The organism is Acidipila sp. EB88, from assembly GCF_003858395.1.
In the GTDB taxonomy this organism is placed as follows: domain Bacteria; phylum Acidobacteriota; class Terriglobia; order Terriglobales; family Acidobacteriaceae; genus EB88.
Genome location: NZ_QWEV01000005.1, coordinates 3,911,859 through 3,933,680 on the forward strand (window position 1 = coordinate 3,911,859; position 21,822 = coordinate 3,933,680).

Sequence of the window (21,822 nt, forward strand, 5' to 3'; positions counted from 1 at the left end):
GCAACATTCGTAGTGTTCAAGAGTGGTAACGGTTTTTCGGAGGCACCATGTACCTGGTTTCCCATCCCGACGAAGTCAAGGTCATCTCATTCCGCTTCGGCCAGGGTGCCGAGCAGATCGACAAGTACATCGAGCTAGGCGGCTACGAGCAGGCACGGCGCGCGATTGATATGGGTCCTGAAGCCATCATCAACGAGGTCAAGGCCTCGAACCTGCGCGGCCGCGGCGGCGCCGGCTTCCCCACCGGTCTCAAGTGGTCGTTTGTGCCTAAGGGTATGGACCGCCCGAAGTACATCCTGGTCAATGGCGACGAAAGCGAGCCGGGCACCTGCAAGGACCGCCCGATCTGCGAGTACGATCCTCACTCGATCATCGAAGGCACCATCATCGCCGGCCTTGCCGTAGGCGCCAAGCAGGGCTTCATCTACATGCGCGGTGAGTACCGCTACCTGCTTGACATCATGGATAAGTGCATCGCCGATGCCTACGCCAAGGGCTTCCTGGGCAAGAACATCTTCGGCATCGAAGGTCTTGACTTCGACTGCATGTCGCACTCGGGCGCCGGGGCGTATGAGGTCGGCGAGGAGTCCGCGCTGATGGAGTCGCTGGAAGGCAAACGTGGCGTGCCGCGTATCCGTCCTCCGTTCCCTGCTGTGGTTGGACTGTATGGCGGACCTACGGTGATCAACAACGTGGAAACCATCGCGAGCGTGCCGCACGTTTTGCGCCTCGGCGGTGCGGAGTATGCCAAGATCGGCACGGACCGCAACGGCGGCACACGGCTGTTCGGCATCTCGGGCCATGTAGAAAAGCCTGGCGTCTACGAGCTGCCCATGGGCTACTCGCTGCGTAAGGCAATCTACGAGGTGGCTGGCGGCATCAAGGGCGGCAAGAAGCTCAAGGCGGTCGTGCCGGGCGGCTCTTCTACGCCAGTGCTCAAGGCGGACGAGATCGATGTGGGCATGGACTTCGACCAGCTGGCCAAGGCCGGCACCATGCTAGGGTCGGCCGGCATTGTGGTGCTGGATGAAACTGTTTCGATCGTTGAATTTGCGCTGCGAACCATCAAGTTCTACCAGCACGAAAGCTGCGGATGGTGCATTCCGTGCCGTGAAGGTACCGACTGGCTCAAGAAGACCATCACGCGCGTCTACCAGGGCAATGGCGTGTCCAAGGACCTGGACAACATCAAGTACCTGGCCGAAAACATGATGGGTCGCACCTTCTGCCCGCTCGGCGATGCTGCGGCGATGCCGACCATCGGGTTCATCACCAAGTTCCGCGATGAGTTCGAAGCGTTCCTGAGCGAGAACCCGCCGACGCCCGGCCTGGTTCTGCAGCAGGCGCCGAACCTCGTTCAGCTGGCCGCTCACTAGAGAAGCGCACTGCGAAAAAGGGAAATTCATGGCTGAAGTAAAGACAGTAAATCTCACCGTTGATGGCAAGCAGATCACCACGCCGGCAGGCACGCTGTTGATCGATGCCTGCAAGTCGGTCGGCATCGAGATCCCCGCGTTCTGCTACTATCCGGGTCTTTCGCTGCAGGGCGCCTGCCGCATGTGCGTGGTGCGGGTAGAGAAGATGCCGAAGCTGCAGACCGCCTGCACCACGCCGGTCGCGGAGGGCATGATTGTCACGACCGAGAGTGAGGAGATTGCGCAGTCGCGCAAGGGCATCCTCGAACTGCTGCTGGGCAACCACCCGCTCGACTGCCCTGTCTGCGACGCGGGTGGCCAGTGCGAACTGCAGGACATGACGTTCAAGTACGGCGCGTCTGGCTCGAACTACGTCGAGACCAAGAACCACAAGGAAGAGCAGCAGTGGTCGCCGGTCGTGTTCTTCGACCGCCCGCGCTGCATCCTCTGCTATCGCTGCGTGCGTGTATGCGGCGAGGGCATGGATGTGTGGGCACTGGGTGTGCAGAACCGCGGCTCGAGCTCCGTGATCGCGCCCAATGGCGGCGACCATCTGGACTGCGAAGAGTGCGGCGCCTGCATCGACATCTGCCCGGTGGGCGCGCTTACCTCGGGCGCATACCGCTACAAGACCCGCCCGTGGGAGATGAACCACACGGCCACGATCTGCACCCACTGCGGAGATGGCTGCAAGACGACCCTGGGCACGCGGCAGGACAACGCCGGCTCCGAGATCGTGCGTGGCGACAACCGCGACAAGAGCGGCATCAATGGCGACTTCCTGTGCATCAAGGGGCGCTACTCGTTCGACTTTGCGAACCGGGAAGATCGCCTGACGCAGCCGCTGGTGCGCCAGGCTAACGGCAAGTTGGAGCCCACCACCTGGGAGGTGGCGATCGAGCATGTCGGCAAGCGCCTGCGCGAGGTGCGGCAGACGCGCGGCGGCAAAGCCATTGGGGTGATCGGCTCGAACCGCACCACCAACGAAGAGAACTACCTGCTGCAGAAGTTTGCACGCATGGTGCTGCAGACCAACAACATCGATCACCATCGCACCGCGGACTACCCGGCGCTCCTCGCGGCCCTGGGTGGCGCGGCTAACAAGGCTGCCAGCCTGCGCGATTTCGAAAAGGCGCCGGCCATGCTGGTGCTGGGCAACGATCCAACCGAGCAGCACCCGGCGCTCGCCTGGAACATCCGCACCAATGTGCGCACCAACCGTTCGCGGCTGTACCTTGCTAACCATGCCGACATCAAGCTCCGCCGGCAGGCCAAGGCGGCGATCGAGATCCCGGCACACGGGTATGGCGCACTGATCCGCTACCTGGCGGGCCAGGAGTCGGAGTTTGTTCCGAACGACACAGCCACGAAGTTCCGCGAAGCCCTCTTGGCCGAGCCGGAATTGGTAATCGCATTCGGTTCCGAGTTCCGCGGCCGCGACCTCGAGACATTGGTCGCCTGGGCGCTCACCCTGCCCAACTGCAAGGTTGCGGCGCTGGGCGATTACGTCAACTCGCGTGGCGCGGCGGATATGGGCGTGCTGCCTGACTTTCTTCCCGGGTACGCACCCGCGGCAGAAGGCGCAGGGTTCGCCGATGAGTATGGCGCACCGTTGCCGACCGAGCCGGGGATGAACCTGGTGCAGATGATGGACGCAGCAGGACGCGGCGAATTGGGCGCGCTCTACGTCGTCGGCTCCAACCCGGTGTCGCGCTACGGCGTCGAGCCTGCCGTGCTTGCCAACACGTTTGTGGTTGTGCAGGACATGTTCCTGACCGAAACAGCGCTGCTCGCCGACGTGGTGCTACCGGCGGCCAACCTATACGAGAAGTCCGGCACCGTGACCAACACCTACGGCGACATCCAGCTGGTCAAGAAGGCGTCGGACACCTCGGGCGTGCGTACGGACTTCGAGATGATCGTGCGTATCGCGGATAAGATGGGTGCGCGTGCGCAGTCCATGGTTCCGTTCGGCAAGGGTCTGCGCGCGGACCTGGGACAATCGCGCGGCGCCCAGTCCGGCGAGGCCGACCGCCATGCGGTCTGGCTCGCGGCCAACAACTACGAGCCGAAGCTGAGCCCGTTCGATCCGTTCGCAACGTTTGACGAGATCCAGCGCCTGGTGCCGTCGTATGCCATTTCCCGCTTCGAGCTGTTCTCGGGCGCGGACAAGGCGATGCGTACAGACCTGGTGCAGATCGCGAACTTCCCTGCCGATCGGGCCGACCTGGTGCTTCCGGCAAATGACACCCTGTTTACTTCAGGTACATTGGGGCGATACTCCAAGGTGCTGCACGAGGTCATGGAGAGTCGCGAAACAAGCCCGGCCGAAACCGCGGCCGATTGAACAACAGCCCTGCTGAAAGTGCTCTGAAACTTACCATGAACGGAAGGCAAAACGCGTGTCGACGATCCTGATCTTTACCCTGTTGAGCCTTATCAAGATTGCCGTGGTGCTGGTGATCTACCTCACCGCGGTGGCCTACACGGTTCTGCTTGAACGCAAGGTCGTCGGCCGCATCCAGAACCGCTGGGGACCCTCCCGTGTCGGTCCCTTCGGATTGCTGCAGCCGCTCGCCGACGGGCTCAAGCTCTTCCTCAAGGAAGACCTTCTGCCGACAGAGGTATATCGTCCGCTCTATATCGCGGCGCCGGTGATTGCTCTGGCCTGCGCGCTGACCTCGATCGCGGTGGTGCCGTTCGGCGGCATGTCCTCGTTCCACGGCGTGCAGTTGTTTGATATCGCCGACGTCAACATCGGGCTGCTGGTGATCCTGGGCGTCACCTCCGTGGGCGTCTACGGTATCGCGCTCTCCGGCTGGGCCTCCAACAACAAGTACTCGCTGCTGGGTTCGCTGCGCGCCTCGGCACAGCTCATCTCCTATGAGCTCGCGCTGGGTCTCTCGCTGGTCGGCGTGGTGATGCGTGCCGGCTCGCTGCGCCTGCGCGACATCGTGGATGTACAGTCCGCCCACGGCCTGCTGAGCTGGAACTTCTTTGGCGGCCTGCAGTTTGTCGGCTTCTTTATCTACCTCATGGCGGCATACGCCGAGACCAACCGCACCCCGTTCGATCTGCCCGAAGCAGAGAGCGAGCTGGCCGCCGGGTACCACACCGAGTACTCGTCGATGAAGTTCGCGATGTTCTTCATGGCGGAGTACGCCAACATGATCACGGTCGCCTGCGTGGCGACGCTGCTGTTCTTCGGCGGCTGGTCAAGCCCATTCGGTCACCTGCTCCCCGACAACCTGGGGGGCCCGGTGATCGCTGCCCTGCTGCCGATCGGCTGGTTCGTGTTCAAGGTGTTCCTATTTCTCTTCCTCTATATCTGGGTGCGTGGCACGCTGCCGCGTTTCCGGTATGACCAGCTGATGAGCTTCGGTTGGAAGTTCCTCATGCCCCTGGCGGTTCTCAATATCGTCGCAACCAGTCTCTGGTTTGCCTGGCGCACGACGCTTCACCCGTAAAAGGGTGAGGCGCCGCCTTGCAACAGAGTGGTTTACAATTTGATTTCCTCAAGTTCGCTTGAACCGACGTCGGCCAGGGTCGATTAGGGCCGCACCGCAACCAGCAGAAACCTTGCGAGTCGATCGCGTAGTGAGTGTGGATCCAGCATGTACGTTGTCCTGTTCTTCATCTTCGCCGCACTCTGTGTAGCAGGCGCTCTCAATCTCCTGCTGCAGCGACATCCTATTAACAGCGCCCTTTCGCTGATCGTGGTCATGGTGTCGCTTGCGGTGCTGTATCTCCTGCTCGGCGCAGAGTTTCTTGCCGCTGCCCAGGTCATTGTGTACTCCGGCGCCATCATGGTGCTGTTCACCTTTGTGATCATGCTGCTCAATGCCGGGGAAGAAGATCGCGCGAAGAGCACGAGCCGGGTCGCTTCTGCTGCAGGCTTTCCCGGCGTAGTCGCGCTGGTGTGCCTGCTCTCGTATGTGTACCTGTCCGAGAAGGTGCACCTCGGCACGACCGCCCTGGGCGACCAGTTAGTGTCCACCTCGGCGCTGGCGCGGGTGCTGTTTCGCGACCTGCTGCTTCCCTTTGAGGTCACCTCGGTGCTGATCCTGATCGCCATCCTCGGCGCCGTGGCCCTGGCCCGCAAGGAGCAGAACTAGCCCATGACTGTCCCTATTGCGTACTACCTCGTCCTCAGCGCCATCCTGTTCTCGATCGGCGTGGGCGCTTTCCTGGTCAAGCGCAACATCATCACCATCTTCATGTCGATTGAGCTGATGCTCAACGCCGTGAACCTGGCGTTTGTGGCGTTCTCGCATCAGCGACACGAGGTTTCAGGTCAGCTCTTCGTCTTCTTTGTGATGGTGGTCGCCGCGGCGGAAGCTGCGGTAGGCCTCGCCATCATCATCGCGATCTTCCGCGCGCGCAACACGCTCAACGTCGACCAAGTGGACCTGATGAAACTATGAACGGCACCCCCTCGCTCCACCTGCTCTGGATTCCACTGCTGCCGTTCCTCGGCTTCCTGCTGAACGGCACCATCGGCCGCCGCCTTTCGCGTCCCGTGGTGTCCGCCGTCGCGCTCCTGTTTACCTTTCTTCCGTTCTGCCTAGTTGCCAACATTGCGCTGCAGTTTCATTCGCTCGCGCTGCCGCACGTGGAGTACTTGAACCACTGGATCGTGGCCGGCGGCTTCCACGCAGATTTCGCATTCTCGGTCGACGAGCTCACCATGGTGTTCCTGCTGGTGGTCACCGGCGTGGGCTTCCTGATCCACCTGTACTCCGTTGGCTACATGGCGCATGAGGATGGTTTCTGGCGCTTCTTCGCCTATCTCAACCTCTTCATGTTCTTCATGCTGACGCTGGTGCTTGCTGAAAACTTCCTGCTGCTGTTTGTGGGCTGGGAAGGTGTGGGTCTGGCCTCGTACCTGCTGATCGGCTACTACTTCGATCGCGACTCCGCGGCGAACGCCGGCAAGAAAGCGTTCATTGTCAACCGTATCGGCGACTTCGGTTTCCTGCTGGCCATGTTCCTGGTCATCCTGCACTTCGGCACGCTGAGCTTTCAGGCTGTTCTGGCAGAACTGGCGACCCAGCCCGCGCTGCACGGCGGCTGGCTCACGGCGATCGCGCTCTGCCTGCTGGTAGGCGCCGCCGGCAAGTCGGCGCAGATCCCGCTGTATGTATGGCTGCCGGACGCCATGGAAGGCCCCACGCCTGTATCCGCGCTGATCCACGCAGCGACCATGGTCACGGCCGGCGTGTACATGGTGGCTCGTACCCACCCGATCTTTGACCGTTCGCCTTTTGCCCTCGGTACCGTCGCGATCATCGGTTGCGCCACGGCTTTCTTCGCCGCCACCATCGGCCTGATGCAGACCGACATCAAGCGCGTGCTTGCCTACTCGACGGTGTCACAGCTTGGCTACATGTTCCTTGCCTGTGGTGTCGCTTCGTACTCCTCGGCAATCTTCCACGTGGTCACCCACGCCTTCTTCAAGGCGCTGCTCTTCCTCGCCGCCGGTTCCGTGATCCACGCACTGTCGGGCGAGCAGGATATGCGCGTGATGGGCGGGCTGCGTTCCAAGATCCCCGTCACTTTCTGGACCATGACGGCGGGCGTGATCGCCATCGCCGGTATCCCGCCGCTTGCCGGCTTCTTCTCCAAGGACGAGATCCTGTACCAGGTCTTTACCTCGCCCATGGCGGGAGCGAAGCTGCTCTGGCTTGTCGGGCTGCTGACTGCCGGTCTCACGTCCTTCTACATGTTCCGCTTGTACTTCCTGACCTTCTTCGGTGCAAGCCGGGCTGAGTTCGCTCACCCCCATACGCCCGAACCAACCCACTCGCCTGAGGCCTCCAAGGGCATGGCGGAAGCGACTACCACTCACGCCGCCCCGCATGCCACAGTGCACTCGCCCGACCCGCATGGTGCACACGGCGAGCCGCATGAGAGTCCATGGGTCATGCTGCTGCCGCTGGTGATCCTGGCCATCCTTTCGGTCGTTGGTGGCGCACTCGGCTTGCCGGGCGAAGGCAACTTCCTCCACAACTTCCTGTCGCCCGTACTGCGGGTTGTCGGGTCTCCCGAGGCGGCGGAGAATGGCGCACTCGAGATCACGCTTGCGTTGATTTCTACGCTGACGGCGCTGAGCGGTTTTGCTGTGGCGTACTTCTTCTACCTCAAGCGTCCCGAACTGCCCGGCGAGCTTGCCGCGCGCTTCCGTGGGCTGTACCTGCTGTTACTCGACAAGTACCGGATCGATGAGCTGTATGACACGATCCTGGTGCGCCCTGTGCTGTTTATCTCGCGCTACATCCTTGGCGGCGTGGTCGACACCGGCATCATCACGGGTGCGGGCTTCGGGCTCGGGACCGGCATCAAGGGACTTGGCTCCGTGGCACAGCGTATGCAGTCCGGCAATATTCGCTCCTACGCGGGCTGGCTCGCTGCCGGGGCAGCGCTCCTGCTGGTACTCACTTTCTTTGGCTTTGGAACTCACCTGCCCCGCTAGCGTTTGGAAGGACACGAACTGGTGCTGAACGAACACATCCTCTCCATCACGACCTTTGTCCCGGCACTTGGCGCGATTCTGATCGCGCTGCTGCCGCGGCAAGGCAAAGTGATCCAGTGGTGCGCACTGCTGGTCTCGCTGCTGACCTTTGCGCTCACGCTTCACCTGCCGGCTCATTACGACTACGGCACACGCTCCTTTCAGTTCGTAGAGGACTACAGTTGGATCACGAGCCCGAACATCCGCTACCACATGGGCATCGACGGTATTTCGCTCTGGCTGGTCGTGCTGACCGGCTTCCTTGCGCCCATCGGCGTGCTGGCCAGCTGGACCGCGATCTCGACCCGCTCGAAGGAGTTCTACTTCTTCTTCCTGCTCCAGCAGACGGCGATGCTGGGCGTGTTTACCTCGCTCGATATCTTCCTCTACTACGGCTTCTGGGAGCTCTCGCTGATCCCGATGGCGATCCTGATTGCCATGTTCGGACGCACCAAGGGTCCGGCGGCCGCGATCAAGTTCTTCCTGTACACGTTCATCCCTTCGGCGCTGTTCCTGGTCGCAATCCTGTACCTCTATGCCAAGAGCGGCACGTTCGACTTCGTCACGCTGCAGCACATGCTGGCCACCGGACAGCTCGGCATCACACAGAATGCACTGGCATGGACTGCCTTCGCATTTCTGTTCGCCTTCGCGGTCAAGGTCCCGGTGTTTCCGTTGCATGGCTGGCTTGGTGATGTGTTCTCCGAAGCACCCACGGCGATGGCCATGGTCGTGGCCGGCAAGCTCGGGCTCTACTCCATCCTGCGCTTCAACCTGGGCCTCTTCCCTGCACAGGCACGCCTGTTCGCTCCCTGGATGATCGCGCTTGCCGTGATCGGCATCGTGTACGGGTCGCTGGTCGCGCTGGCACAGAAGGACCTGAAACGCCTCACCGCCTTCGCTACTCTGGCAGCGCTATCGTTTTGCATCCTCGGCATCTTCTGCTTTTCGGTAGCCGGTCTTGATGGTGCGGTATACCAGACCCTGAACGAGGGACTTTCCGGAGGCGCGCTGCTGCTCCTGCTTGGGTTCCTGTACGAGCGCTACGGCACCTACGAGATGCCGGCCTATGGTGGTCTGGCTGCACGCCTCCCTTGGATGGTCGCGTTCTTTGTGATCACTTCGCTCTCGCTGGCCGGACTGCCATTGCTAAACGGGTTTGTGGGCGAGTTCCTGGTGCTTTCTTCGAGCTTTGCCACGCATACAGGCTGGGCCGCGGTGGCAACCACCGGTGTCATCCTGAGCGCTGCGTTCCTGCTGACCATGGTGCAGAACGTCTTCTACGGCAAGCAGTCGGCGCTGGTGCAGGGCCGCTCCACCATCCGCGACATCAACGCGCGGGAACACCTTGCCGTGTGGCCATTCATGGTGCTGATGCTCGTCATGGGTACGCTGTCTCCCTATTGGATCAAGGCGATTGAGCCTGCGGTGCGCGGGCTTGCATCGAACCCGTTCGGTCTCCACTACGCAGCACACAGCGAAGTACGATTCACAGCGTTGCCTCCGGCGACGCACACTGCGGAGGCCAAATGAACCCCCAGCTACTCCGCATCCTGCCGGAAGTCATCCTGACGGTGACGGGTGTGTTGATCATGTTGATCGACCCGATCATGCCCAGGGCTGCGACCCGCAAGTCCATGGGCTGGCTTGCCGTCCTCGGCACCCTGCTTGCGCTGTTCGCCTCGATTCAACAGCTGCACCTCGCACCTGGCACGGCTTACTTCAACACCGTGCAGACGGATGCTTTCTCCGGGTTCTTCCATATCCTGATCGCCGGGATCGTGCTCACGTCGCTCCTGGTCACGTTGGACACAGTGACGAACGACCAGGAGAACCTCGGCGAATTGTTCGCGCTGACCATCTTCGGCGCGGTCGGGTCCATGCTCATGACGTCTGCCGTCGAGCTGCTGCTGATCTTTATCGCGCTTGAGATCTCTTCGATCTCCTCCTACATCCTTGCCGGCTTCCGTCGCCACTCCGCCAAGGGGCCCGAGTCTTCCATCAAGTACTTCCTGCTTGGCTCCTTTGCCACGGCATTTTTCCTGTATGGCATCGCACTGGTCTTCGGCGCAACTGGCACAACCCGCATCGGGCTGATCGCGGCGCAGCTTCCGGGCAGCACCACCCCGCTGATCGCTACGCTCGGCGTGGGCATGATCCTGATCGGCCTCGGCTTTAAAGTGTCCGCGGCTCCCTTCCACGTGTGGACGCCCGATACCTACGAAGGAGCTCCTTCGCCGATCGTCGGCATGATGTCCACGGCACCCAAAGCGGCGGCATTTGCGGTGCTCCTCCGCATCCTGTTTGTCTCCTTTCCCACGCTGTACGCCCACTGGCAGCCATTGGTCTGGTGGATGGCTGTGCTGTCCATGACGATCGGCAACCTTGGTGCGCTGAAGCAGCGCAACGTCAAACGCATGCTGGCGTACTCCTCGATCGCTAATGCCGGATACCTGCTGGTTGGCTTCACTGCGCTTTCCACGGACGGCGTTGCTGCGGCGGCCTTCTACACGGTCACCTATGCCGCGATGAACGTCGGTATCTTCGCTGTGATCTCGCACGTAGGCGGCTATGAAGACCGGCTCACCACGGTGCAGGACTACCGTGGTCTAGGCTATCGCTCTCCGCTGATGGGCGGCGCAATGGCGTTCTTCCTCATCTCGCTGATCGGCATTCCCTTCACCGGCGGCTTCTTTGGCAAGTTCTATGTCTTTGCCGCAGCGCTGCACTCGGGGCTGGTGTGGCTCGCGATCATCGGGTTGATCAATTCCGGCGTGGCGGCGTTTTACTACCTTCGCCTGCTGGCAGCGATCTACTCGAAACCATCCGAGAATATGCCGCTTGAGCAGATGCCACGCATTCAGATCTCGATGCTGTTCGCTCTTCTTTTGACGGTGGTTTCAACCCTCATGCTCGGCATCATGCCCGGCCGGGTGTTGAGCGCAGCACGAGCGGCGTCGCTGACATTCGGCATCCAGGGATCGTCCATGACGACGGCTCACCCGCCGATGCTTGATGTGGAAACCAAGGCAACAGTGGTGCAATGATTCGTGACTGTAATCAAGGTGAAAGGCCCGGCAGCTTGTCTGCCGGGCCTTTTGCGTTAGTGGAGTTGCAGGTCCTTTCGGGCGAATACAGTGCACGCGGCAGCGCACACCCCTGCGGCAAGAACCAGTACTTCCGCGCTCTGCAGCGCAACTGCGAGCGGGCTTCCGGTCTGCTGATCCGCCAGCCAGCCGAAAAGCCCTGCGGGACCGCCGATGCCATGGGTCCCTGCCAGAATCAGCAGCGCCAGCACGGCACCGGTACAGGCAGTAGCTATGAGCTGGGCAAATACAACGGAAAAAAAGAGACCCGACGCGCATAACAGGAGACCAGCCGCAAGCTCTGCAACGATGGCGGAGAGTGGCATCGGCGTCTTCAGCAATACGGCGAACGACGCAGCGCTCAGCGCCCACACAGCAACATAGCCGGCAAACGGCAGGTACGCGCTGAGGCCCAGGGCAAGCAGATATTCAGCCCGGCCCACCGCACGGCTGAGCACCTGTTGCGTGCGGTGAGCGCGCTGCTCGGTGCCTAGGGCGACACTGGCGCCGAGCCCAATCAGCGCCAAGCCGTAGAAAAGCTCTTGCTGCAGGATCGCGGATACATCCTCGCTCGAGGGCTTTCCATGATCTGCCGCCAGCAGAATGGCACACAGGGCAAGGGGCCAAACCAGCAGGAGCAGCAACAGAATTCGGCTCTGCCGCAACAACATCCCTGCGACCAAGAGGATGCGTTGTATATGCACGGTGCTCATGGTCTCTCCCTCAGTTCGTCAGTGGGATTGTCACTCTGTGCGCCCGATACGTACCCCGACTCAGATGCCCGACGGTTCATCTCGAAAAGTTCCTGCAGCCTCCGACGTTGTCTTACGACTTCAACCAGTTCTGCTCCGGCCAGCCAAGCCTGCTCTAAAAAACACTGTTGCTCGTGCACTGGCACCACGAAGACAAGATCTCCACTAACCGCTATGGAGTGCGCCTGCGACAAGGTAGATGCATGAAGCCGCACAAATGGGTCTTCCGGCTGCAGCCTACGCACGGTGATAGACACGCAGTCGCCCTCCCGGAGTAACTCCGCCATGCTGCCCATAGCCACCAGCTTGCCCGCCGCCAGGAACGCAGCGCGATCGCACAGGGTTTCTACCTCCTGCAACTGGTGGGAAGAGAAAAAGACAGCCGTCCCCTCCGCCCGGGAGCGCACAAGTGCTTCCCGCACCAGCGACACGCCGGGAGGGTCCAGCGCAGAGGTTGGCTCGTCCAGCACCAGCAGGCGCGGATGACTGACCAGCGCCTGCGCAATGGCGAGACGCTGTTGCTGGCCTCGTGACAGTTTGCGGGCGTCCGCCTTGCCTGCGGCTCGCCACCCACTGAAACTCACAGGCAGGTCAAGCCAGCGCAGCAGTTCCAGGGCTCGCGTCCGCAAGTCAGCATCGGTCTGCCCGGCATCCTCAGAGTTGAGGCGGCCTGCGAAAAGCACCGCCTCGAGCGGCGTCGATGCAAAGAAGACAGGCGCGTCCGGCACATACCCGACCCCTGCGCGTGCCGCGCGGGCCTGGGCAAAAGGGACACCGAGCAGTTCTCCCCGGCCTGCGCTGGCGTGCAAAAAACCCATCGCGATGCGAATGGCCGTGCTTTTGCCCGCGCCATTCGGGCCCACAAAGCCGAAGATCTCGCCTGCTTCCACGGTGAGGGTAAGGGAGTCCAGGGCGACCTGCCGCCCGTACCGTTTCGTTATCTGGTCAAACCGCAGCAGAGCAGCCATGGGCGATTGGATGGTCTGGAAGTTGTTTCTGATGGTGGGTCACGCGCATTGAAAAGGCTCCTGCAAGTGCAGGAGCCTTTTCAACTTCGCCACAGGTGGAATCTCCACCGCGTCGCGAAACGTTCGAGTTACTTGACCTTGGCGAAAACGATCACGAGCGTAAACAGTGCGAGGGACTCAATGAAAGCCAGACCCAGAACGTAGAACAGCAGAATGCCGGCGCGTGCGCCAGGATTGCGGGCGAAGGCTTCCGTGGCAGAGGCTGCCGCTTTGCCTTGGCCGATACCGCACAGGCCGGAAGCGATGCCCATGCCGAGACCAGCACCGAGCGGAACGAACGAGGCAACACCGCCGTTGCCAGTCTGCGCCCATGCCGGCGAGGCCAGCAGAAGGACGGAAAGGGTCATGAAAAGGTACTGTAGCTGCTTCATTGGGTAGTTCTCCTTGTCGCTTCCCTATGTGAATCTTCAAACCGGCAGTGGGTGGTTGAAGCAGGCGCGCGGCCTGCTCCCTCACGCTGTCAGCCTTCCCCGTGCGCCAGGGCGGGAAGCCACTCCCCGGCAGGAATCCTGTTGGCGCGCTAAGGGGCTTCCTTAGACGGCGCCTTCGTCCTCATGCGACGTGGCGCCCGACAGATAGATCATTGCCAGCAGCATGAACACGTAAGCCTGGATCAGTGCGACGCCAAAGTGCAGCGCCAGAAAGACGATCGGAATGCCGATCGGAATGAGCGAGAAAAACACCATCGTCAGCAGATCGCTCGCAAACATGTTGGCGTAAAGACGAACCGTGAGCGACAGAACGCGTGCCAGATGCGAGATGATTTCCAGCGGCAGCATGAACCAGGAGATCCACCACACCGGCCCGAGGAAATGCTTGAAGTACTTCCAGGGTCCCTGGGTGAAGAGGCCGGCCGCGTTGTAATACACAAAGGTCAGCAGGGCGAGGCCAAGCGGAACCGCGGGACTCGAGGTAGGTGTATCGATGCCGGGCAAAAGTCCGATCATGTTGCAGCACAGCACGAACAGCAGGATCGTCGCCACAAACGGCATGTAGCGCGTGTGATCGTGTCCGATGATGGAGTGTCCCTGCTCGTCGACAAAGTTGTAGACGCCCTCGGCGGTCATCTGCAGGACACCCGGCTTCTCCACGGAGAGGCTGGCGCGTACGAGCAGGAAGAAGAGTACCAGCCCGCACGCGACAACGAGTTCCAGAATCAGCGCGTTGCTGATCGGGGTGTTTGGCTTAGCCGGGTGGATCCCGAAATGTAGAAGCAGGGCAACAACAGGGCCGGCAAATAACCCGTTCAGAAAGCGGCTCAGGGCGTCGAGTAGAAAAAGCATGCATCCTTCACTTGCAACAGAAATGTGCACGGGCAACACAATCAAGCAGAACTAGCGGGTGCGAACCAGTCGTGCCGCCTCAATGGCAAGGGCAAATGCCGCAAGCGCAAGTCCACCGACCAGCGCATACACAGAGCCCCCATGAAGACTCTTCAGGCTACCATAGAGCAGGACTGCGGCAAGTAACAGGCGAACAAAAAAGCCCACTACGACACGGGCGCCCCCTGTTTTCTGCTGGTTGTCCAGCTTGGCGGAAAGCAGGGCGATGAGCTTCTGCCATTCCCACAAACCACTGACCGAGATCGCGGCGCCGATCAACAGCAGCACGGCGCTTTGCCAGCCACTGGTGAGGAGCACAATGCTTGCCAGCGCGATCCCAAAAATGGCTACCAGGCGCATCGCGCGCAGCATAGCGCTGCGCAGGTGAGCATCGGTAATCTCAGGCGGGATCGGGCTTGCGACGATGGGCGTTTCCTGTGCCGGGTACTCAGGCATTGTCATGCGTCCTGCTTCCAGTCGTCTTTACCTTCTTTGTCGCTGAACCCCTGGCCCCTGGGCGCGCTCTTGTCGTAGGCCGTGGCAGAGAGAAGTCCCGGCTCATTGATCATGCGGAAGACTTGGATGAACCCGGCGACGACTCCAAGCAGCAGGCCTGCTATGTAGATCCAGTGCTGGTGCAGCAGCTTGTCGAGACCCGCGCCCAGCAGCCAGCCAACGAGCACGGAGACAGGAAGCGCAAAGGCAACCTGCGAGAGCTTTTCAGCCTTGACCAGCGCCTGCATGCTGCCGCTTTGCCTGCGTGGCGGGTCGGGCTGTGACGACGATGAAGGCATACCAGGCACTCTTCAACTCTACCAAGGTCCGCGCCGACGCGCTCTGACCATACAGCGGCGCCCTCTATACTGACCTAGACCTCTCGACAGAAGGACATACACTCCGTGATGGAATCGGAATTTGAGCGCAGTCTTTACGCGCTTCGGCAGGAAAAACTGCAGCAGATCGTGGCGCTCGGCCAGCAGGCATACCCCAACAGCTACGCCACCACAGACACCGTGCCGGAAATCTGGGCTCGCTTCAGCGATGCTTCGGCTGAGACGCTCGAGGCTGAGAAGATCCATGTCGCGGTAGCCGGCCGGCTGATGACGATCCGCGCGCAGGGCAAAGCCGGCTTCGCTCATCTGCAGCAGGGCGGCCTCCGCCTGCAGATCTATGTGCGGCAGGATGCAGTGGGGCCGAAAGGCTTCGCGCTCTATAAACTCCTGGACGCCGGTGACCATATCGGGGCGAGCGGCTACCTGTTCCGCACCCGCACCGGCGAACTCAGCGTGCACGTAGAGACGCTGACCTTTCTGGGCAAGGCGATGCTCGCGCTGCCCGAGAAGTACCACGGACTCTCCGACGTAGAACTCCGCTACCGCCAGCGCTACGTGGATCTCTTCATGAACACCGAGCTAGAGCTTGAGACCGCGGCCGCCGGCGCTGAGCACAACGAGCACGACAAGCACGAGACCGGCAAGCCTCCCGTCTTGGCGGCGGCGCAGGACACTGCGCCAGCGACCGTCGATGGAGCAGAAAGCCCGCAGCATCCGGTGCGCGTCCGCGATGTGTTTGTAAAGCGCGCCCAGGTACTGCGTGCGCTGCGCACCTTCTTTGATGAGCGCGGGTATCTCGAAGTAGAAACTCCGATGATGCAGCCGGTCGCCGGTGGGGCTGCCGCAAAGCCATTTACGACGCACCACAACGCGCTTGATCTTGACCTGTTTCTGCGCATTGCCCCGGAGCTGTACCTCAAACGCCTCGTAGTCGGTGGGCTGGACCGGGTCTACGAGATCAACCGCAACTTCCGCAACGAAGGCATTTCCACGCAGCACAATCCCGAGTTCACGATGCTGGAGTTTTACCAGGCGTACTCCAACTATTACGACCTGATGACTCTGACGGAGGAGCTGGTGTCCTCAACCGCGATGGCCGTGAACGGCACCACCGTGTGCCGCTTCAACGGCCATACCATTGATCTGTCCCGGTGGCAGCGATACTCGATGCGCGAAGCAATCATCGCGTTCTGGCCCACGCAGTGCGGTGCCGCCCCAGCATTTGAGGATTTCGCCTCCGGAGAGAAGGTGCAGACGCTGGTGCGTCGCCTGCGCGAGGCTCATATCGGCGTCGACAGCAAGGCCGACGAGCCCGCCGGGAAAACCATCGCGACCATCTTTGAAACCGTGGCGGAAGATCACCTGATCCAGCCGACGATCATCTACGACTTCCCTGTTGCCGTCTCGCCGCTGTCCAAGAACAAGCCAGAGGAGCCGGACTGGGTCGAGCGCTTTGAGTTCTACATCGGGGGCTTCGAAGTCGGCAATGCATTCTCCGAGCTGAACGATGCCGGCGAGCAGCGACGCCGCTTCGACCAGCAGCTGGCGGAACGTGCGCGGGGTGACGACGAGGCCCATGCCATGGATGAGGATTACATCCGCGCCCTCTCTTACGGCTTGCCGCCCACCGCAGGAGAGGGCATCGGCATCGATCGCCTCACCATGATCCTGACAGGCGCTCGATCGATCCGGGATGTGATCCTGTTTCCGCTGCTGCGGCCGGAAACGCGCTAAAGCTTGCCGGGTAGCTCGCGGCCAAGCACAGAGTCGTGCGGGCTGTCCGGTGAAGCGAACTCCACCCGGTTGCGACCATTTTGCTTGGCCACATACAGGGCCTCGTCCGCAGCATGCACCAGGGCTTCCAGGTCGCGCTGCTCATGGTTTACCCAGGCCACGCCATACGAGCATGTGACATACAGCACGAGCTCGCCGTGGATGATGGGCCGGGATGCAATGGCCGCACGCACTTCTTCCAAGCGCGCGATCGCATGCTCGGCGTCTAACCCCGGGATAGCAATGAGGAGCTCCTCTCCGCCATAGCGACCCACGGCATCGCCGGGGCGGAGCGTTTCCCGGAGACGTGCCGCGCACTCGCGCAACACCACGTCCCCGATCGTGTGTCCATAGCGATCGTTGATGGATTTGAAGTGGTCGAGGTCGGCCATGACCACGCTGAGAGGCGTCTTGGCTGCCAGAGCCACGCGCCGCATCCTGGCCAGCACATCGAAGATTGCGGACCGGTTCAGCAAACCCGTGAGTGCATCGCGCCGGGCTGTTTCTACCAGCCTCGACTGTGCTCGCTCCAGTTCCTGTTTCTCAGCGAGGAGCTGCGCGGTCTGCAGGTCGACTTTCTGCTGCAGCAGCGCTTCATTGCGCTTCAGGTTGCGCAGGCTCAACCTCCAGCCGCCCGCGATGAGCAGCATCAGCAGCGTCAAAGCCAGCACCTTGGAGCGATCCCGTCGATACCACGGCGGCAGCACCGTGAAGGAGTACTCGATCGGCGTGGAGAAAGCATGCACCCGCTTGTCCATTGCCTGGAGGCTCAGGGTGTACTCGCCGGCACGGAGCCCAGAAAAGTGCAGAGTGCCCGGACCGGTTGCCTGCCAGTCGTCCTCGCGACCCGACAGGCGGTAAAGGAAGACAACGGCTCGAGGACGCTGGTAGTTCGTGGAAAAGAGATCGACACTCAGCTCCGGCGCCCGCAGGTTGAAGTTGGGGTTCTTGCCCGGTTCCAGCTTGTGCCCGTTGATCCGAACATCCTGCACGTCAATGGTTGGCGTCGCCACGTCGAACAGCTGTGCCGGGTGCAGCAGATGCGAAACACCACTGACGGTGGCAAACCACATCGACCCGTCGCGATCCTCGTAGACGCCGCTGGTGTCGGTGTCGTCAGAGAGCAGACCATCTTCCTGCGTGCAATGCACCCAGCGCTTGCCATCAAAAGCATAGATCCCGAGATCGCTGCCCACCCACATCCAGCCCCGATGATCGATGGTGATAAAGCTCAGGTCATCGGTGGCCACGATATCCGAAGACACCGAGCCGATGATGACGGCACGATTCCCTTCCAGCCGCAGATGCAGTAACGGATGAGGAAGCGCTGCCTGGATCCACAGCGTCTGGTCGGCAGCCACATACATCGCGGGATAGTCAATCAGGCTCGTTCCATCCGGGACCACCACGTGGCTCCACGTCCCGTTAACGAGGCGATACAGGCCTCCGGCAGCCGAGAACCAGAACGTGCCATCCTTGGCTTCCGCCATACTCCAGGCATTCGAGGGCGGAGCTCCACCACCATGCAGCATGTGCGTATGCGTCCACCCATCCTCACTTGAAACGTAACCGACACCAGTAGCTGTGCAGATCCAGACTCGCTGACCCGCAACGACGCCCGCGCCTCCGCCCAGGTCTGCCCGCACCGCGTAGATGTAGCCCAGGTCTCGTGCAACGGAGCGGGTCTGGCGGGTCGCCGGATCAAAGTCCATGAGGATACCGTCATTCCCGCCCAGCCACAGGTGGCCACGGGCATCCGCCGTCATGGTCTGCACGGCTCCGACCGCCTTGCCCCCGTTCTGCGGGATGACGCGGCCTGCCGCCTCATCAATTAGGTTGACGTCGTTGGTCGATGTGGCCCAGAGCCGGCCCTTGGGGTCGCGCAGCGTGGACCAGGCCACATCCCCAGCCATGCCGGCTGAGCGGGTCCAGTTCTGCCAGTTTTTGTAGCCCAGCCAGCGCCACATGCCCTGCCCGACCGGAGAAAGCCAGAAGCCTCCTTTGCGATCGAAGAACATGGTGGCTATCTCGCTTGACGGGAGACCATTCGCGGAAGAAAGCTGCTGCCAATGGCCATTTGTTAAGCGAGCGAGCCCGTCCGTGGTGTTGGCGATCATGCCGCCATCCGGGTCCTCGACAAGCGCCGGCTCGCTGAAGCTTTGGACCACATGCGGGGAAGGGTTGCCGAAATGTGTAACCTGCCAGGTTTCTGGATCGAGCCGGATCACATCGTGAGCGCTGCGCGCCCACAACGAACCGTCGTGCGCCAGCAACAGGCGCGACCACGTATCGGCGGGGATGTTGCGCCTTCCATCCCAGACCTCAAGCAGCGAACCTGGATCCGCTGACTCTGAACCAGGCGGCCTGAGCGCGCAGAGTGCCTTGCCGCACCCTGCCCAGATCACATGCCGTTTGGGATCAGCAACCAGGCTGTGCACTTCGGCGGGCTGCGGCAGATCGTGGAGTTGGGCTTCTGGTAAGGCGGTCTGCACTGTCCAGCCAGTGTTGCCGTCGTTGCTGTGCACTTCCTGCAACAGGCCGCCGTGCAACATAAAAAGGGTATTCGGTTGATCAGGCAACGAGGCAAGCCGCGCGCTCTCATCAAGCACGACGTTCAGCGCCAGGTCAGGTACCTCATGGAGTGCGCCGTTGTTATCGAAGTAAACGAGCCGTTTCGCACCCATCACCCACACGCGCCCTGCACCATCCACGTGCATGGCGAGCACAGCACCAAATACTGCGTCGGCAAAACTCTGCACCTGGACGAAATGGTTACCATCGGCGCGGAAGACGCCGTTTTCGGTGCCTACCCACAGCACCCCGCGTTTGTCCTGCACGATGGCGCTTGCATCCGGGTTCAGCAGGCCATCTTCCTGCCCGAAGTGCGCGAACGTGTAGGACTGAGCACGAGCCACACCCCCAGAGAAGGCGAGCAGAACCAGAAGGATGACCGCGAGCAGCGAGCCCCGGCTGGCTGGGCTGAGCGGAACAGAATCGACATGTTTGAACGTCACTGTCCCACCCTTCTTGCCCACATGCACTCAGCCTGTATTTGGAGAGGTTCGTCGTGGCAGACCATTCCGAGATTGTTTTGATCTTAATGCGGAGTGCCGTGTTTTGCGCCGGCCGACGGGCATCGCGGGGTTACCTTGCAGGCGCAATGGCGCAGTCTCCTGCCCCTGTGCCGCTTATTCTGTGTGTACCTGTGTAAGAAATCGAACAGAAGATCGCGCCTGTGGCTGTCACACTTTTCCACATCATTCGCCCAGAAGAAATCTGCGCGTGGAGAGAGCCTTGCCGCTGATGCCGTCACATTCCACCAGGGTCGCACTCAGACGCGGATCTGCCTTGGCTTGTTCAAAGCGCGCGGGCATGCCCGTAAGAAACCGGTGGAGGACCATTTCTTTTTCGACTCCAATGACGCTTCCATATGGACCGCTCATCCCGACATCTGTCTGGTAAGCGGTGCCACCTGGAAGCACTCGATCATCCGCGGTGGGCACATGCGTATGCGTACCAAGCACGGCGGTGACGCGACCATCCAGATACCAGCCAAGGGCTGCCTTCTCGCTTGTAGCTTCGGCGTGAAAGTCCACAAGGATGACCGGTGCAGTGATTTGCTGCAACAGTCGATCCGCAGTCCGGAAAGGGTCATCGTTTGAAGCCATAAAGACGCGCCCCTGCAGGTTGATCACCGCATAGGCCTGCTGGTCTGCCAGTTTGCCCTGGTACCAGCCGAAGCCGGGCGTGCCTTCCACGTAGTTTGCCGGGCGCAGCACACGTCGCGGGCGATCGTGACTATCAGCCGGAACACTCTGCAGATAGTCAATAATCTCCCGCTTATCCCACACATGATTGCCGGTAGTTAGCACATGAGCGCCCAGATCAAACAACTCGTTGGCTGTCGAAGGAGTGACGCCAAAGCCGCCGGCAGAGTTCTCGGCATTGACGATTAGTAGATCTATCTCATGATTTGTCACAAGCGCAGGCAGGTGCTCCTGCACGATATGACGGCCGGCATGCCCAAATACATCTCCGACAAAAAGGATTCGCAACGCTCATGCCTCCAGTGCCATCACAGTTGAAAGCTGATGCTAGCATGTACGGCGACGGCACTCCCGTACGACCCACCCGAGTGAACACGGGTTCTCCGCGCAGCTGTTCGGTTATGAATAGACATAGCCTTCATCTGGGTTTACCTTCAGGCTATAACTCACTAACTTCAACCCAATAATTGTTCGTTATAGGATGCAACCGCAATGGCTACAAACACACGTTTCGCAACCGCCGTACATGCGCTGGTCTTCCTGGCAAGGCAGCCTGAGCAACTCCATTCTTCCGAGTCGATAGCTGCCAAGTTACAAACCAATGCCGTGGTTATCCGTCGCATCCTCGCCCAGCTACAGCTCGCTTCGCTGGTGCGCAACCACAAGGGACCGTCCGGTGGGTCGGAGCTGGTGCGTCCAGCAGCAAGCATCAGCCTTGCCGACATCTACCGTGCGGCGGAACAGAGCTCCATGTTTAATGACGCAACAGTGAGCGGGGCCGACGCGAAGCGTATCGCCAATGAGCTCCGCAGCAGCTTCGCGAGCGCAGAAACGGCACTGCTTCGCTCGCTCAGCGAAGTGTCTTTGCAGCAGATCGTCAAGCGCACCGCCAAGAAGAAGGCCTGAGCCCTACCTCCCCCACTCAGGCAAGCTTGACCAGGACATCCGTATCCTCAATTTCGAGCGGGAACACCTCCACGCTCGCAGCGGAGTTGTGCTCAGCCACGCCATCCACCAGGTCAAAGGCCCAGGCATGCCAGGGGCACAGCACCCTGCCTGCTTCCAGCTGTCCTTCCGCCAGTGGGCCTTGCCGGTGGGGGCAGATGTTATCGACGGCGGCGAGCCTGCCGCCGTCGTTGGCCACACACAGCTGTCGGCCTTCCACCGTAAACTCTCGGAGCTCGCCGGGAGCCGGCGCCTCATCCAAGCGACACAGATGAACCAAACGCATAGCAGTCTCTTTTCTGATTGGACGTTCGCAGCGGGTGACCTTCCCGCCGAGGTGTTATCTGATGAGTAATCGGCTTCGAAAACTCACCGCCGCCGAAGCGGCGC

General features: G+C 61.1%; 19 protein-coding genes. 10 read left to right on the plus strand and 9 right to left on the minus strand.

Going from position 1 to position 21,822, the window contains the following annotated elements:
- The first annotated feature begins 47 nt into the window (after positions 1-47).
- The 8 genes from nuoF to D1Y84_RS16440 all read left to right on the plus strand — a co-directional run bounded on the left by nuoF (position 48) and on the right by D1Y84_RS16440 (position 10,973).
- Positions 48-1,376 (plus strand): NADH-quinone oxidoreductase subunit NuoF, encoded by a 1,329-nt coding sequence (gene nuoF / locus D1Y84_RS16405; RefSeq protein WP_124849646.1) that lies wholly within the window; start codon positions 48-50, stop codon positions 1,374-1,376.
- A 28-nt stretch (positions 1,377-1,404) separates the two neighbouring features.
- Entirely contained in the window at positions 1,405-3,762 is a 2,358-nt protein-coding gene (gene nuoG / locus D1Y84_RS16410) for an NADH-quinone oxidoreductase subunit NuoG (protein WP_124849647.1), read from the plus strand.
- 55 nt (positions 3,763-3,817) lie between these two features.
- Positions 3,818-4,882, plus strand: coding sequence for an NADH-quinone oxidoreductase subunit NuoH (nuoH, locus tag D1Y84_RS16415; protein ID WP_124849648.1), 1,065 nt, complete (start codon positions 3,818-3,820; stop codon positions 4,880-4,882).
- Between the two features lie 147 nt (positions 4,883-5,029).
- Complete coding sequence (locus D1Y84_RS16420; protein WP_124849649.1) at positions 5,030-5,530, plus strand: NADH-quinone oxidoreductase subunit J; 501 nt, start codon at positions 5,030-5,032, stop codon at positions 5,528-5,530.
- A 3-nt stretch (positions 5,531-5,533) separates the two neighbouring features.
- On the plus strand, positions 5,534-5,839 hold the full coding sequence (gene nuoK, locus D1Y84_RS16425) for an NADH-quinone oxidoreductase subunit NuoK (RefSeq protein ID WP_124849650.1): 306 nt from the start codon (positions 5,534-5,536) through the stop codon (positions 5,837-5,839).
- Positions 5,836-7,887, plus strand: a complete 2,052-nt coding sequence (nuoL, locus tag D1Y84_RS16430) for an NADH-quinone oxidoreductase subunit L (RefSeq protein ID WP_124849651.1) — start codon at positions 5,836-5,838, stop codon at positions 7,885-7,887. The genes nuoK and nuoL overlap by 4 nt, the downstream gene beginning before the upstream one ends.
- Before the next feature lie 21 nt (positions 7,888-7,908).
- Positions 7,909-9,459, plus strand: a complete 1,551-nt coding sequence (locus tag D1Y84_RS16435) for a NuoM family protein (RefSeq protein ID WP_124849652.1) — start codon at positions 7,909-7,911, stop codon at positions 9,457-9,459.
- Positions 9,456-10,973 carry an NADH-quinone oxidoreductase subunit N gene (locus tag D1Y84_RS16440; protein ID WP_124849653.1) on the plus strand — a complete coding sequence of 506 codons (1,518 nt, stop codon included), beginning with the start codon at positions 9,456-9,458 and terminating at the stop codon, positions 10,971-10,973. The genes D1Y84_RS16435 and D1Y84_RS16440 overlap by 4 nt, the downstream gene beginning before the upstream one ends.
- Positions 10,974-11,029: 56 nt before the next feature.
- On the opposite strand, the gene D1Y84_RS16445 is transcribed toward D1Y84_RS16440, so the two are convergent.
- The 6 genes from D1Y84_RS16445 to D1Y84_RS16470 form a co-directional block, all read right to left on the minus strand.
- Positions 11,030-11,725, minus strand: coding sequence for a hypothetical protein (locus tag D1Y84_RS16445; RefSeq protein ID WP_124849654.1), 696 nt, complete (start codon positions 11,723-11,725; stop codon positions 11,030-11,032).
- The gene (locus D1Y84_RS16450) at positions 11,722-12,732 is read right to left on the minus strand and encodes an ABC transporter ATP-binding protein (protein WP_124849655.1); all 1,011 of its coding nucleotides are present in this window, start codon (positions 12,730-12,732) and stop codon (positions 11,722-11,724) included. The genes D1Y84_RS16445 and D1Y84_RS16450 overlap by 4 nt, the downstream gene beginning before the upstream one ends.
- Positions 12,733-12,860: 128 nt before the next feature.
- Entirely contained in the window at positions 12,861-13,163 is a 303-nt protein-coding gene (locus D1Y84_RS16455) for an ATP synthase F0 subunit C (RefSeq protein WP_124849656.1), read from the minus strand.
- A 162-nt stretch (positions 13,164-13,325) separates the two neighbouring features.
- On the minus strand, positions 13,326-14,075 hold the full coding sequence (atpB, locus tag D1Y84_RS16460) for a F0F1 ATP synthase subunit A (RefSeq protein ID WP_124849657.1): 750 nt from the start codon (positions 14,073-14,075) through the stop codon (positions 13,326-13,328).
- Positions 14,076-14,126: 51 nt separating this feature from the next.
- Positions 14,127-14,576, minus strand: coding sequence for an ATP synthase subunit I (locus tag D1Y84_RS16465; RefSeq protein WP_233581492.1), 450 nt, complete (start codon positions 14,574-14,576; stop codon positions 14,127-14,129).
- The gene (locus D1Y84_RS16470) at positions 14,573-14,908 is read right to left on the minus strand and encodes an AtpZ/AtpI family protein (protein ID WP_124849658.1); all 336 of its coding nucleotides are present in this window, start codon (positions 14,906-14,908) and stop codon (positions 14,573-14,575) included. The genes D1Y84_RS16465 and D1Y84_RS16470 overlap by 4 nt, the downstream gene beginning before the upstream one ends.
- A 108-nt stretch (positions 14,909-15,016) precedes the next feature.
- Here D1Y84_RS16470 and lysS point away from each other — a divergent pair, with 108 nt between their 5' ends.
- Complete coding sequence (gene lysS / locus D1Y84_RS16475) at positions 15,017-16,681, plus strand: lysine--tRNA ligase (protein ID WP_233581493.1); 1,665 nt, start codon at positions 15,017-15,019, stop codon at positions 16,679-16,681.
- Here the strand turns inward: lysS and D1Y84_RS16480 are convergent.
- Positions 16,678-19,734, minus strand: a complete 3,057-nt coding sequence (locus D1Y84_RS16480) for a ligand-binding sensor domain-containing diguanylate cyclase (protein WP_158615530.1) — start codon at positions 19,732-19,734, stop codon at positions 16,678-16,680. The two genes, lysS and D1Y84_RS16480, sit on opposite strands and share 4 nt — an antisense overlap.
- A 243-nt stretch (positions 19,735-19,977) precedes the next feature.
- Positions 19,978-20,775, minus strand: coding sequence for a TIGR00282 family metallophosphoesterase (locus D1Y84_RS16485; RefSeq protein ID WP_124849661.1), 798 nt, complete (start codon positions 20,773-20,775; stop codon positions 19,978-19,980).
- Between the two features lie 204 nt (positions 20,776-20,979).
- On the opposite strand from D1Y84_RS16485, the gene D1Y84_RS16490 reads away from it, so the two are divergent.
- A complete protein-coding gene (locus D1Y84_RS16490; RefSeq protein WP_124849662.1) occupies positions 20,980-21,393 on the plus strand; it encodes an Rrf2 family transcriptional regulator in 414 nt (137 codons plus the stop codon).
- 16 nt (positions 21,394-21,409) lie between these two features.
- On the opposite strand, the gene D1Y84_RS16495 is transcribed toward D1Y84_RS16490, so the two are convergent.
- Positions 21,410-21,718 (minus strand): Rieske (2Fe-2S) protein, encoded by a 309-nt coding sequence (locus D1Y84_RS16495; protein ID WP_124849663.1) that lies wholly within the window; start codon positions 21,716-21,718, stop codon positions 21,410-21,412.
- Positions 21,719-21,822: the final 104 nt, after the last annotated feature.

Excerpts from the sequence above, each read along its gene's own strand:
- nuoF (WP_124849646.1), top strand. The coding sequence starts at position 48 with ATGTACCTGGTTTCCCATCCCGACGAAGTCAAGGTCATCTCATTCCGC.
- nuoG (WP_124849647.1), top strand. The coding sequence starts at position 1,405 with ATGGCTGAAGTAAAGACAGTAAATCTCACCGTTGATGGCAAGCAGATC.
- D1Y84_RS16420 (WP_124849649.1), top strand. The coding sequence starts at position 5,030 with ATGTACGTTGTCCTGTTCTTCATCTTCGCCGCACTCTGTGTAGCAGGC.
- nuoK (WP_124849650.1), top strand. The coding sequence starts at position 5,534 with ATGACTGTCCCTATTGCGTACTACCTCGTCCTCAGCGCCATCCTGTTC.
- nuoL (WP_124849651.1), top strand. The coding sequence starts at position 5,836 with ATGAACGGCACCCCCTCGCTCCACCTGCTCTGGATTCCACTGCTGCCG.
- D1Y84_RS16440 (WP_124849653.1), top strand. The coding sequence starts at position 9,456 with ATGAACCCCCAGCTACTCCGCATCCTGCCGGAAGTCATCCTGACGGTG.
- D1Y84_RS16445 (WP_124849654.1), bottom strand. The coding sequence starts at position 11,725 with ATGAGCACCGTGCATATACAACGCATCCTCTTGGTCGCAGGGATGTTG.
- D1Y84_RS16450 (WP_124849655.1), bottom strand. The coding sequence starts at position 12,732 with ATGGCTGCTCTGCTGCGGTTTGACCAGATAACGAAACGGTACGGGCGG.
- D1Y84_RS16455 (WP_124849656.1), bottom strand. The coding sequence starts at position 13,163 with ATGAAGCAGCTACAGTACCTTTTCATGACCCTTTCCGTCCTTCTGCTG.
- atpB (WP_124849657.1), bottom strand. The coding sequence starts at position 14,075 with ATGCTTTTTCTACTCGACGCCCTGAGCCGCTTTCTGAACGGGTTATTT.
- D1Y84_RS16465 (WP_233581492.1), bottom strand. The coding sequence starts at position 14,576 with ATGACAATGCCTGAGTACCCGGCACAGGAAACGCCCATCGTCGCAAGC.
- D1Y84_RS16470 (WP_124849658.1), bottom strand. The coding sequence starts at position 14,908 with ATGCCTTCATCGTCGTCACAGCCCGACCCGCCACGCAGGCAAAGCGGC.
- lysS (WP_233581493.1), top strand. The coding sequence starts at position 15,017 with ATGGAATCGGAATTTGAGCGCAGTCTTTACGCGCTTCGGCAGGAAAAA.
- D1Y84_RS16490 (WP_124849662.1), top strand. The coding sequence starts at position 20,980 with ATGGCTACAAACACACGTTTCGCAACCGCCGTACATGCGCTGGTCTTC.
- D1Y84_RS16495 (WP_124849663.1), bottom strand. The coding sequence starts at position 21,718 with ATGCGTTTGGTTCATCTGTGTCGCTTGGATGAGGCGCCGGCTCCCGGC.